A 13,136-nucleotide genomic window follows, 5' to 3' on the forward strand; every position below is an offset into this window, starting at 1 on the left:
ATTTGTAAGCAACTCTTTTATATGTATAAATTATTTGCCAACTAATTTATCAAATCGACATAATACTCCAATTCTATTATTAAATCCTTTCTTTAACCTAAAATAATCTTCTATCTCTCTAATTTCTTTGTCCTCTAAATTATCCTTATATTCATAAGCTCTACCATAAAAATCAAAGGCTAACTTTTCTTCATTCAACTCTCTATATATTTTCCCTAACTTCATTAAAGTGCTATAACTTCCCCTCCCTGAAACACCTGGAAATTCTTTTGCATCCCCAACAACTAAACATTTATTAAAAGCTTCTATAGAAAGCTTATACTCCTTAAGCTTGTAGTAAGCATCACCCATAATGAAATATAAATCAGTGAATTTTTTCAATTTATCGTCCGATAATAAATCAAGTATAAAATCAACACATAATTTATTATCACCCAGTATAGAAATAACTTCACTTAATCTCTTAACAAGTTCAAAATAATAGCTGCCAAAGCCAAACCTGACTCCTAACTCATAACTCTTAGTAAGAAACTCCAATGCTTTTCCATATTCTCCATTTGCAGCATAAGTTGCTCCTATGTGATAGCATATAAATGAATCTTCGGGATTTTTTTTGTAATCTTTAATTAAAATGCTTAAATTTCTTCCAATTTTGTTTTTTGCTTTAAGATTTTCATTTAAATATCCATAATGAAATATTTTGCAATTATCTTCAGCTAGCGTTTTAATTTTCTCTCTATCAACATCAAGCTGTTCATGTACAGGTCTGTAATATCTATAGCCTTTATTTTTAAACAATCTGCAGTATACCCATGAATTTTGCTTTTTTTGATTATCAATGACATTTATCATTTTTATGTTAAAAGCTTCAGCTTGTGCTTGAGATATATACGTAATCAATTTATATCTGTTATAAATAATTTCTTCATCTGCATCTAAAACCAGTATCCAGTCACCAGTTGCATTTTCCAAATAAATATTTCGTGCCCTTGAAAAATCATTTTCCCAGTTTGCTTGAACTAACTTTACCTTGTCGCCATATTCTCTAATTATATTGATAGTATTGTCTGTTGAACCCGTATCCACAATTATTGCCTCATCTACTAATGGAAGCGCCTTATCAAGGCACATCTTTATAAATTTTTCTTCATCCTTTACAATCATGCATAGACTTATTCTCAAATTTAAATCTCCTCCCAACCTCCTAATATATGCTTTATTCTACTTACTAATCAGTTTATTAAGACCATCCAATATCTCAATTCTATTAGTAATTATTAAAAACTTTCTAAAGTCTTCTATACCTTCATGCATAAAATTATTTGGATCAAAGATGCTTTCCATAAACCAGTTTATTGCTTTAAGTTCATCTTTTAATTCTACATAGCATCTAGCTATCATAAATTTAGCTTTAAAACTTCCCATACCTAACATTGATATAAATTTCTTTGTATCTCCTAGTTTTACACATTCTTCAAAACATAGTATGGCTTCTTTATATTCTCCTTTCAGCGTGTAGCACCAACCTTTAATATATTCCAAATCAACATACTGCTTATAGGAAGGATCTTTTAGCAAATTACTTGTTAATTCAATACATTCATCATACCTTTTAAGGCTTATTAAACATTCACAAATTCTCTTTGCCATATCAATTTCATATAAAGTTAATCCTATAGAATTTGATTTTTCCAATATTTTATTGCATTTAAATAAATATTCTATAGCCTTCTCATAATTTTTATCAACCTGATAGGCCACCCCAATATTGTAATAAACAAATGGACTTTTATTTGTTTTTAACTGTTTTTTTAATAAATTCAAATTTCTTTCAGCTTTATTTCTATCACGTATAACATCATATAAATATCCATAATGTATTATTTTACATAGTTGTCTATCTATAGAATTCAAAGTATACTTTTTGTTATCTATATTTAGTTGTTCATGTATATTACCACTATATTTATATCCTTTATTATTCCTAAAAAATTTAAGAAATACTGATGAATATAGTATATCTTTAGTATTTATAATATTATAAAGAGCTATTGTATACCCTTCAAATTCAGCGTTTTGTAATACATCTCTTACTTTTTCTGCATCGCACAATAATTTTTCATCTGCATCTAGCATAAGTATCCAATCTCCAGTTGCAGCTTCCAGTGATATATTTCTAGCCTTTGAAAAATCATCTTCCCATTTGTAATCTATTATTTTTATATTACCATCAAATTCTTTAATTATTTCCTTTGTTCTATCGGTTGAACCTGTATCTACAATTATCGCTTCATCTGCAAGCTTCATTGCATTTTCAAGACACATCTTTATATATTTTTCTTCATTTTTTACAATCATACATAAACTAATTTTCATAATATTCCTCCAGATTACTCATTGTATTATTTATCGACAATTTGTTGCTATTCTTTAGTTTATAAAATAAAAAAAGTCTTTCGCATAAAGCGAAAGACTTTTTTTATTAATCTTACTGTAATAATTTAAGAACTTGTTGTGGATTTTGATTAGCTTGTGCTAACATTGATTGTGCTGCTTGTTGAAGAACATTTTCTTTAGAATAGTTCATCATTTCTTTAGCCATATCAACGTCAGTTATACTAGCACTTGCAGTTGTTAAATTTTGATCTTCAGTTGAAAGATTGTTTATAGTATGTGTAAGTCTGTTTTGAACAGCTCCAATGTATGATCTTGAAGTAGAAACAGTATCTATTGCATTTTGGATTATGCTCATTGCACTAACAGCGCCTAAATTTGATGAAAGATCTAAAGTAGTTAATGATAATGTAGTTGTGTTTGCTTCAATACTACCTAAATTAACTGACATTGAATCATAAGTATTTGCTGTTGAGCCAACTTGGAATGTTAATATACCAGTAGCTGATCCTAATAAGTTCTGGTTATTGAAGTTTGTTGAACTTGAAATATGATCAATTTCAGATGAAAGTGTATTAATTTCTGCAGTTATTGCACTTCTATCAATTGTTACGTTAGTATCATTTGCAGCTTGAGTTGCAAGTTCATTCATTCTTTGAAGTATTGATTGAGTTTCATTTAAACCACCTTCAGCAGTTTGTAATAATGAAACACCATCTTGTGCATTACTTTGAGCCTTATCAAGACCGTTGATTTGTGATTGCATTTTTTGTGATATTGAAAGTCCAGCTGCATCATCTGCTGCCTTGTTGATTCTTAAACCTGAGCTTAACTTTTCCATAGAATCAGAAGCACTCTTCTGATTTTTGTTTAAATAACTAAGAGCAGTATTTCCACTTAAATTGTGATTGATTATCATAATAAATTCCTCCTTGAATTTTGCCTCCGGGAATCCTTTCCCAAAGAATTATATTTTATGTTATAAACTGCAAAACCTCATGGCCACTTAATTTCACAGCTTATATTATATATATCGATGCTGATATTTTATACTTTATACTTTTAATAAATTTTTTTATTAAAAAAAATCGAATTTCCTGAAAAACCTTTTTTATATGCTTTGTTAATTCCCATATTCGAATTTATAGACTCTAATTTTTCTTTTACATTTATAAAATGTTTCTTTGTTAGTTCAATAACTTCTTTATCTAAGCTAAAAAGATCATTATCTTGAAATTCCTTAGTTATATCATTAGCAGAATAACCTTTAGGGGTTTTCTTAAATATATCTAAAATTTCCTGTCTCTCTTGAATCAAATTATTTAATCTGTCGTATTTTTCTTCCTCTATAGCTTTTAGCATATCTGCTGTTTTTTCTCTGTATTCAGAAACCAAAACTTTAGTATCCTTCATATCTTCCGTTCACCTTCACTTCATATTAGTTTGATGAAGAGCTGCTTAACATTGAAGAGAGATAACTTTGTTGACTGCTTAATTGTGAAAGTGCTGTTTGAAGCGCTGTATATTTTGTAGTATACATTGTTTTATCATTAGTAATTTGTGTCTTAAAATTAGTTACAGCATCTGTCTGTTGCTTTAAAGTTTTACCAAGAGTACTTTGATCCGTTGCATCAGAAGCAAGTCCAGCTTTTTCTACAAGTAATCCTCTCGCACCATTAGGCTGATCATGTAAGGTGCTAGCGTATTTATCAACTATATCATTTAATCTTTGGAATATACCTTCTTCGTTATATTTTGTCTGATATTGAGCACTAGTTAAATTAGCTTGAGTTTGTGTTGGGTAAGTAGTTGACGTTTGTGTTAAAGTATTAATTACAGCGCTTGGATTTTTTTGTAGGGTAGCTGTTAGCTTTGATACATCAAGGGTAAGCTTAGCACCTTGTGTTTCATCATTTGAAGTTGATAGTCCTAAATCAGCCATGGTAAGTCCTGTTCCTGAAACAATATTGTAAAAAGCAGCTCTCATGTCACTTTGTAGATTTGTTAATTCATCATCACCTGAAAGATCTCCTTGTTGAACTTTAGTATTCCAAGCAGTAATTTGTGCTGAAGTCATTTTTGACTCTTGAGCATAAGTTAACGGCTTGTAGTTGTAATCAGTTTTTTCACTCAAAGTGCTGTTTATACCTGTCGTTAAGTTATTATAAGCATCTACAATGCCTTGAATTTTACTTACAACTCCAGATATATTTGAAGCCACATTTATTGTTACAGGTGAACTTGCTGATATATCACTAGCTACATTATAATTTACACCATCAATTGTAAAGTTGTTTGAACTTTCATTTACTTTTGTATAACTCGATTGTCCAGGTTCTTTAATGTAAAATGTTCCATCTGTCCCTGCTGTGGCTGTAGGTGTGGCACTACCATAAGCATTAGTTAAAAAACTACTTGTAGCACTGTCGCTACCAGAAGCAGCTGCAACTGTTAATGAAGAACTGCTTCCTGTGCTACTTGAATTTACACTAAATGTATTAGTAAGTTCACTATAACTAAATTTAACACCAGATGCATTACTTAAACCATTCATTACATCTCCAATTGTTGACGCACTAGTATAATTATAATTTACATTTTTACCGTTAACAGTTAGTGCAATTGTTCCAGAAGTTTGGCCTCCATTTAAAGTTGAAAATAGAGCTGAATTTGTAAGCCCAGAGGCAGCTGGAGTATTAGTAATACTTGCAGCTGTAGCTTTAGTTCCATATATGCTATAGTTACCTGGTGTTGCCGTATTTAAAGCTGTTGAAGTAACAGAAGTTGCATCAGTTGGAGTTGCAATATATGCTAAAAACGAATTAGCAGAAAGTGCATAATCACTACTTGTTGGATCAAAATAGCTGCTGCTAAAGCTATTCAAATTTGTTATTTCTGATCTATATCTGTCTTGTGTCCATTGAGTTTTTTGCTGAGTTGCTAAAAGTTGATTAAGTTTTGTGTAATCAGATGTCATCATCTCTGAAACCATACTACTTACATCAAATCCAGACATGGATGAAACAAGACTTTGTGAATAACTTCCTGATGAACTAGTTGATGAACTACTTGACGAATTAGTACTGCTACTAGTTACAGAGGATGATAATGTAGTATCGCTACCTATTATGTCACTACCACTGTACGAAATAAGATATGGATTTGTTGAAGCTGCTGTTGAATTTATATTACTCATAATATCACTCCTTTATCTTAATTTTATAGATGCTGAATAAGTTTCGTTCCACAAATTTTTAACATCTTCAATAAGCGGAATTACCTCATCCATTATTGCTACATCTTTTTTCATATTGGCTTGTACTAATCTACCAATTATAAATTTATAAACTGAAACCATGTTTTTTCCCCAGTCTCCAGCTGTATTTAAATCAAGACTAGCAATTAATTCATAAAATATATTTTGAGTCTTTTTAATGTTTTCATTAGCTACTATGATATTTTTATCCATTATGGCTTTCCTAGCAATTTTAGAAAATTTAACAGAACCATCTAATAACATTAATAATAGTTGCTCTTTTGAAGCAAAATTTACACTGTTTGTTTTATATTGACTATAAGCATTATTTGCATACATTATTTAACACCTACTTTCTCACATCTAAAAAGCTTCCCCTATCAGGATCTAAAACATTGCAATTATCTCTAAAGGCATCCACATCGATAGATATTTTTTCATTTTTTTCTGCTGTTATTAGAATCTTATCGTCTTTAAAATTTTTATCTGGTAAAACAAACTTTTTCTTTTTTTCACCATTATGATTTTTTTCATTGTTGCTACCTATACCTTGTATTTCATTTTTTCGATGTATTTTTTTTTCTGAAGTAGCTTCATTTATTCTTTCTCTTAATTCCATATCAATTTTATTTAATCTATATTCCATGTTCCTCCCCCCTTATTAAGCCATTATTATGCCCTTTTGTCTATAAGAATTCCTGCCAGTTCACAAAACTGTGCAACCATATCAAGTATTTGTTTTGATGGTATCTCATTTAAAACTTTATTAGTATCATTATCCACTACTTTCATTATAATAACCTGTTTAAAGTCTTTATCTGCTTCATATTCTATGTGAGTACTCTTATCTTCTAGAAGCTTATTTATTTTTTCTGTTGCTTTTTTAGCATCCTGTACACTTATTGAATCATTTTTTTCAGTTTTTATACTAGATACATTATCATCTGGTTTTGTGCTTTGAATACCTTCTGCGTTGTAAACTGAGTTGTCGTTAAGTTCATTTAAACTTTGTCCTCCGTGACTTAAACTTCTAACATCCATATTGACACCTCTTATTTAATTTTCTTATTATTTTAATTTTTTTAATATTGACTTATTTGTTACAATTGAATTTTTATTTTCTTCTACAACATCCTTATAAAGTTCTTTTCTTAATATTGTTACATCCTTTGGTGCTTTTATAGCTAATTTTACAGAACCATCATCAATCTTTACAACAATAACCTCAATATCATCACCAATAAATATAGAATCATCTTTTTTACGTGTAATAACTAACATTTCTATTCCTCCTTCAAGAGAGGCTGTTTTATAAGATATTTTTCATCATCTAATATTAATTGTTCCCCTATTTTTTCTTTATTATTTATTATTATAGGAGCTTTTAAATTAACAGTAGCCTTTTTAATATCATTATTTAAGCATACTGTATTTAACACAAGTACATCAGCTTCATTTTCTATTTTTAAATCTTCTAATGGATTATCTTCAATATTAAATTCATAATCCTTTGCTACAAGAAATGGAGATATTACTAATAGCCCAATTTCTAAATTTTCTATTGAGTGAAGCATATTAAATGTATTATTTTCTTCTACGCTAAACAATATATATTTTTTTAAATCTCTAAAACCTGGTAATCCTTTAGGAAATGTTATTACATCTTCTTCTTTGTATTCTATGACTCCTTGGTACTTAGAACATAATTTCATTTTCTACACCTCTATTATAGATAGTCTAGTAAAGATTTTTGCAATATCTTAGCACTAGTTTGTAGTGATGCTTGATACAAGGTTTGAGCTTGTGCATAATTCATTGAAGCTTGTGCATAGTCCACATCATCTGTTGCTGATAATACATCTGTTAAACTTGTATTTTCAGATTCATTTTCAGTTGCTGCGCTAGTCATTCTGTTTTCTTGAGCTCCTACTTTAGTTGTAATAGTTGATATATTTTTTATAGCATCTTGAATATCCGTTAAATCACTACCTGTTAAGTTGCTTTTAGTTGTTGCTGAACCTAAATCAGTAGTTATATTATTTAATATATCACTAAGATTTTTACTTGCACCAGAGCTATTAGTAAACTTCATAATTTCACCTGCAGTTACATTATACCCTATGGTTACACCTTGAGAGATTTCTGTAACTAGACTTGAGTTTATATTTGATACTTCAGCTGTTTGCGCTGGCGTTAATGATGCTGACGCGGATGCTGAAATTGCTGTTATGCCATCGCTATCTAAATAATTTAATCCTGTATTTCCAGACGCATCTGCTGTTGTACCTGTTGGTTTAACATCATAACGAGTTCCACCAAATATATATTTACCACCGTAATTTGTATTAATTAATTGGGACAATTGACTTACATTTTGATTTATTTCATCCTTAATACTTCCTAATTCATCAGAACCATAGGCTGCATTTCCAGAAGATACTAAAAGTTCATTTATTCTTTGTAGGACACCATTAATTTGTCCTAGTGATGAGTCAGTAACACTTAACCACTTTGTAGTATCAGTAATATTTGTATTATACTGCTGATTTTGAGACATTTCAGCATCTATATTCATTACCTTAGATGTTCCTAGTGGATTATCTGATGCCTTATTTATAAGATTTCCTGATGCCATCTGTTGCTGATAAGTTTGCATATTATTAAGATTATTACCTAAATCATAAAGAAAATTACTTGAAAGCATTTCACTTGTTATTCTCATTTTATCACCTCATTTTACACATACACTGTTATTTTTTTAATCCATTTATTACTACATCAAGTAAACTGTCAACTGTTGAGATTATCTTTGCATTTGCCTGATAAGCATGATTATATTGTATTAAATTAGTCATTTCTTCATCAGTAGAAACTCCTGATACAGATGTTCTTGTCTGAGTAATTGAGTTAAGCAGTCCTGCCTGAGTTGTAGCATTTTGTTTTGCAGCACTGGTTTTTTGTGCTAGTGACGTAATTTCATTAGTGTAATAATTGCTTACTGTCTGTCCATTACTGCTGCTAGCCACTGTGGTTATACCATTTGAATCTGTTGTAGTGCTAAAATAATTTCTATTTGCATTTGCAGGTATATCCTGAATATCTAATTTTAAATTGGCAAGTTGTGATATTGCAAGTGCTCTAGTACCGTCACCAGATCCCGAAGTATTATTCTTTCCTGCTTCTATCTTATTAGGATTATCAAGCAATTCTTTGTTTATAGATATATTTCCTGCAGTAATCCCTTCTTCGTTTGATGTTAAATTAGCGGTATACGCTAAATCTAGTATTGAGTTACCACTAGTATCAGTTGTGTATGTAGCCGCACTTGCATTTACGAAAAATGGACTTGCATTATCAGTACCGCTTTCTACAGTGTTTACAGTAAGTGCAATTGCTTTAGCCACACTGTTTAGCTTATCAATTTCTGTGTCTATACTTTGTTGTGTTTGTGTTAAACCAGAAAAAACACCATCAGTTGGACTTAAGGATGCCAAATTGCTAATATCGCTACCATCTGCAAAAGCAGTAGTTCCATCACTTCCAACTGCAACTCCATCTTTATTTGTCAGTAATACTCTGTTTTCTTGAAGGTTTTTTAGTTCATCCGTACTAACTCCAGTAACATTAAGAGTAACTTTATTCGAAGCACTACTCACATCTCCATTTTTATAATAAGTTATTTGATATGAACCCGCAGTACCTGTCGCTTGTATATCACTTATATATGCAAGTCTGTTTTCTGATGCTGTATCAGTTGGTACAACTAAATTTGCTTGTACTGCTGCCGCACCTGATGCTGATGCTACTGCTGTTGTCACCGTAATTCCCTCTAAACTTCCACTTGCTGTTCCTACATTAAAGCTTTGACTTAATTGATCAAGTAATAAATCTCTTGTATCAAGAAGATCATTTGGTTCAGCGCCTGAACTTTTAATATCCATAATTTTCTGATTTGTGCTATCAAGTGAGTTCAATTTGGTATTAACATCAAGTACTTGATTTTGTATAGCAGTTTGTGTGCTAGTTTTTAAGTTTTGTAATTGAGTATATATATTATTTAATGCATCTGTAAGAGTTTTTGTCTGTTCTACAACTGTAGTTCTTGCACTAGAACCAGTAGTCGCATCATTAGATACACTCGACCAATCAGAAAAAAAGCTACCTATAAGTGATGAGAGTCCCGTATTTGATGGTTCATTCATTATGTCTTGTATCTGTGATAAATAATTACTTGTAGTTGTAACAGTTGAATTAGCCGTTGTTGCATTTCTTACCTGGTAATCCAACAGCGTATCTCTTATTCTAGTAATGTCTGTGATTGTTACACCTGTTCCAATTTTAATCCTTGAAGAGTCATCAATTGAAACATTGGTACTACCAACTGCTGCTAAGTCAGCTCTTTCTCTTGTATATCCGTCCGTATTGGCATTTGCTACATTATGAGATGTTACGTTTAATGCAGCTTGTTGTGCTTGAAGTCCTAAATTTCCTGTATTTAATGTTGAAAATAATCCACCCATTGTAATCCACCTCTCTTATTTTCTCATTTTTCCGAAATTATTGTACGTCTTTGCAACCTTACTTGGCCTAAATATATTTAACATTCTGTTAGTAAACATAAGTCCTTGTTTAATCAAGAATTCATTGGTTTCTTTTTGGCTTTTTACTTCCTTTAATATATTACTTACATTATTAAAGTTTTGTTCTAATTCTTCATTGTTAAATTCTTTTATAAGAACTTTCATAGATTTATCTTTAACTAGCTTTCTGCGCTCAACTTCAAATTTAGCGACTTTACCATTAATGTTTTCAATTTTCTTAACGATTCCCTCAAGAGCAAATAGATCCTTTTTTATATAAGCATTATGTTGCTCTTTTAAAACGACAAGAAGTTCACCAAGAGAATCAAATTCACTTTTCATAACATCATTTAGTGCTATCATCATACTAAACTCCTTTTCCTTTTATATAATTTATTATCCCTTGTGCAACAAGATTAGAATTCATATCATATGTTCCATTTTTAATATGTTCCTTAATGACATTAATCCTATCAGTTGAAGAACTAAAGTTATCGTCAATAGAATATTCACTTAATTTTTTCCCTAAATTTGATATTTCCAGTGAGTCATTAGCCGAAGGTTTTGCATTATTTTCTTTTATATTTTTGCTACTGTTATTATTATAAAATTTTAATACTTTGCTAGAGCTCACTCCATTTATATCCATTTTTCTACACTCCCTACGTTAAATGTTTATCACTGGTTTTATTATCGTTGTTTTATAAATAAAGTTTATACTGGTTTTTATAAAAAAATAAAACAGCCAGGTAAAACCTGGCTGCTATCTTCCCAAACTTTTAACTCTTTCTTCATTACTAATAATACTAGTTATCCTTACTCCGAAGTTTTCATCAACAACTACAACTTCACCATAAGCAACTTTTTTACCATTTACTAATATTTCTACAGGTTCTTCTGCTAGTCTATCAAGTTCAATTAAAGATCCTGTACCTAAATTTAAGATTTCTTTTATGTTTTTCTTCGTTCTACCTAATACTACCGAAATATCAAGTGGAACGTCCATAATAAGATCAATATTTTTAGGCGTTTGATATGATTGCGTTTGTTGTAATGGCTGAAAAGCTGCTTTTTGAACTTCTACTGGTGGGTGATTAACTTGTTCTTGTCTTTGTTCTACATATTGAATTGTTTCTTTTGGTGCTGGTTCCTCATAAGAAATTTGTTGTTGCTGAGGTTTTGGTGTCTCCTTTACAGATGCTGGTTCCTCTATTGGTGAAGCCTCAGAACTATCTCCTGTTTGAACACCCATCATAATAGAACTGATTTTTTTTGCTGTCTCTACTGGCAAAACCTGCATTATACTACTATCAACTAGGTCTCCAATTTTTAGTTTAAATGCAACTTCTACAATTATTTCATCATCAGTAATTCCTGATGATAGTTCTTGAGTATTGCTGTCAAGTATTTCTGATGTTGGAGGTGATATATTAACTTCTCTCAATAACATTGTTGCCATTGAAGTAGCAGCAGAACCAATCATCTGATTCATGGCTTCCGATACTGCACTAAGTTCAATTTCAGATAATGTCTCTACTTCAGTATGACCGTCGCCACCCATCATTAAATTAGCAATTACAGCTGCATCTATAACTCTCATAACAAGTAAATTTTCACCAACTATACCACTTGTATATTTTACATCTAATGCTATATTAGGCACTTCGAATTTACTTCTAAGTTCCTTTAAGGTTGTTATACTAACAACAGGTGTAGTTATATTTACTTGCTGGTTTATTATTGTGGATAAAGCTGTTGATGCTGATCCCATAGAGATATTACCTATTTCACCTAGTAAGTCCTTTTCAATATCTGAAAGAACATCGTCTCTATTTTCTTCTTTTTTATCATTACTGTCAGAGCCACCATTTAGTAGAGAATCTATCTCCTCCTGTGAAAGAAATCCATCACTCATAATTTTCCACATCCTTATCAATAATATCTAGTATTTGTACTGCCATATTTTTTCCTATGATACCTGGTTTTCCAGTATAATGTACATTTTCATCAACACGTACAAAAACAGGATCACTACATTTATCATTTAAAGTGATTACATCACCAACGGAGAGTTTTAGAAACTCATCTACGGTAACATTTGTATCACCTAATGTTACTGTTAATGGTACATCTATAATATTCAATCTCTCTTTAAGTTTTTCTCTCGATTCATTAACTACACTTTCATCATTTTCTTGGTACCAATATTGTACTACCAACTTGTCTAGAACCTTTTCTATACTCAAATATGGTATACATATATTAATAAAAGTACTATCATCACCAATTTCCACTGAGAAAGTTATGAGTGCCACTGGTTCATGTGGAGCTAAAGTTTGATTTAATGCTGGATTTGTTTCAAGAGCTTCAATTTCAGGTTCAACATCTATAATATCACTCCAGGCGAGCTTTAAATTATCTATAAGGCCTTGATTTATTTTCATAATTATATTCTTATCTATATCTGTAAATTCACGAGTCTTATATTTACCGCTTCCACTTCCTCCAAGCAAAATGTCAATAACTTTATAAACAAATTCTGGATTTGTTTCAAACAATATAGAACCACTTAAAGGTGGCAATTTAAATATTGTTAGAATAGTTGGATTAGAAATTGAATGTATAAACTCCTCATATGTAACTTGTTCAATTGATTCTATTTTAACTTTTACATTATCTCTAACCTGAGCCGTAAGATAATTTGAAATTATCCTACCATAATTATCATGAATAAGTTCAAGTGTTCTAATATGATCCTTAGAAAACTTTTGTGGACTCCTAAAATCATAAAGTTTAACTTTTTGTTTCTCATCTTCTTTGGGAAGTTCATCTGGCTGTAGTTCACCAGATGAAAGGGCTGATAATAGTGCGTCTATTTCACTTTGTGATAAAACGTCTGGCATTAT

16 protein-coding genes are annotated in these 13,136 nt (G+C 30.7%); all 16 read right to left on the bottom strand.

What is annotated here, in order from left to right:
* Positions 1–30 precede the first annotated feature (30 nt).
* Positions 31–1,182: a tetratricopeptide repeat-containing glycosyltransferase family 2 protein gene (locus tag B8978_RS02180; protein WP_084114406.1), complete on the bottom strand. Its 1,152-nt coding sequence runs from the start codon at positions 1,180–1,182 to the stop codon at positions 31–33.
* A gap of 39 nt (positions 1,183–1,221) precedes the next feature.
* Complete coding sequence (locus B8978_RS02185) at positions 1,222–2,376, bottom strand: glycosyltransferase (protein WP_084113642.1); 1,155 nt, start codon at positions 2,374–2,376, stop codon at positions 1,222–1,224.
* A 112-nt stretch (positions 2,377–2,488) separates the two neighbouring features.
* Positions 2,489–3,313, bottom strand: coding sequence for a flagellin N-terminal helical domain-containing protein (locus B8978_RS02190; protein ID WP_084113643.1), 825 nt, complete (start codon positions 3,311–3,313; stop codon positions 2,489–2,491).
* 143 nt (positions 3,314–3,456) lie between these two features.
* On the bottom strand, positions 3,457–3,807 hold the full coding sequence (locus B8978_RS02195) for a flagellar protein FliT (protein WP_084113644.1): 351 nt from the start codon (positions 3,805–3,807) through the stop codon (positions 3,457–3,459).
* Between the two features lie 25 nt (positions 3,808–3,832).
* Positions 3,833–5,590, bottom strand: a complete 1,758-nt coding sequence (gene fliD, locus B8978_RS02200; RefSeq protein ID WP_084113645.1) for a flagellar filament capping protein FliD — start codon at positions 5,588–5,590, stop codon at positions 3,833–3,835.
* Positions 5,591–5,602: 12 nt separating this feature from the next.
* A complete protein-coding gene (gene fliS, locus B8978_RS02205; protein WP_084113646.1) occupies positions 5,603–5,989 on the bottom strand; it encodes a flagellar export chaperone FliS in 387 nt (128 codons plus the stop codon).
* Between the two features lie 10 nt (positions 5,990–5,999).
* On the bottom strand, positions 6,000–6,296 hold the full coding sequence (locus B8978_RS02210; RefSeq protein WP_084113647.1) for a hypothetical protein: 297 nt from the start codon (positions 6,294–6,296) through the stop codon (positions 6,000–6,002).
* A 26-nt stretch (positions 6,297–6,322) separates the two neighbouring features.
* The gene (locus B8978_RS02215; protein ID WP_084113648.1) at positions 6,323–6,691 is read right to left on the bottom strand and encodes a flagellar protein FlaG; all 369 of its coding nucleotides are present in this window, start codon (positions 6,689–6,691) and stop codon (positions 6,323–6,325) included.
* Between the two features lie 27 nt (positions 6,692–6,718).
* A complete protein-coding gene (gene csrA, locus B8978_RS02220) occupies positions 6,719–6,931 on the bottom strand; it encodes a carbon storage regulator CsrA (protein ID WP_084113649.1) in 213 nt (70 codons plus the stop codon).
* Between the two features lie 2 nt (positions 6,932–6,933).
* Positions 6,934–7,362 (bottom strand): flagellar assembly protein FliW, encoded by a 429-nt coding sequence (fliW, locus tag B8978_RS02225; protein ID WP_084113650.1) that lies wholly within the window; start codon positions 7,360–7,362, stop codon positions 6,934–6,936.
* A 14-nt stretch (positions 7,363–7,376) separates the two neighbouring features.
* Positions 7,377–8,372: a flagellar hook-associated protein FlgL gene (flgL, locus tag B8978_RS02230; RefSeq protein ID WP_084113651.1), complete on the bottom strand. Its 996-nt coding sequence runs from the start codon at positions 8,370–8,372 to the stop codon at positions 7,377–7,379.
* A gap of 28 nt (positions 8,373–8,400) precedes the next feature.
* Entirely contained in the window at positions 8,401–10,170 is a 1,770-nt protein-coding gene (gene flgK / locus B8978_RS02235; protein ID WP_084113652.1) for a flagellar hook-associated protein FlgK, read from the bottom strand.
* Positions 10,171–10,185: 15 nt separating this feature from the next.
* Entirely contained in the window at positions 10,186–10,596 is a 411-nt protein-coding gene (locus B8978_RS02240; protein WP_084113653.1) for a flagellar protein FlgN, read from the bottom strand.
* Between the two features lies 1 nt (position 10,597).
* On the bottom strand, positions 10,598–10,879 hold the full coding sequence (gene flgM, locus B8978_RS02245) for a flagellar biosynthesis anti-sigma factor FlgM (RefSeq protein ID WP_084113654.1): 282 nt from the start codon (positions 10,877–10,879) through the stop codon (positions 10,598–10,600).
* Between the two features lie 114 nt (positions 10,880–10,993).
* Entirely contained in the window at positions 10,994–12,145 is a 1,152-nt protein-coding gene (gene fliY, locus B8978_RS02250) for a flagellar motor switch phosphatase FliY (RefSeq protein WP_084113655.1), read from the bottom strand.
* On the bottom strand, positions 12,138–13,133 hold the full coding sequence (fliM, locus tag B8978_RS02255) for a flagellar motor switch protein FliM (RefSeq protein WP_084113656.1): 996 nt from the start codon (positions 13,131–13,133) through the stop codon (positions 12,138–12,140). Before fliM ends, fliY begins: the two co-directional genes overlap by 8 nt.
* Between the last annotated feature and the right edge of the window lie 3 nt (positions 13,134–13,136).

The organism is Clostridium acidisoli DSM 12555 (genome assembly GCF_900176305.1).
Lineage (GTDB): Bacteria > Bacillota > Clostridia > Clostridiales > Clostridiaceae > Clostridium_I > Clostridium_I acidisoli.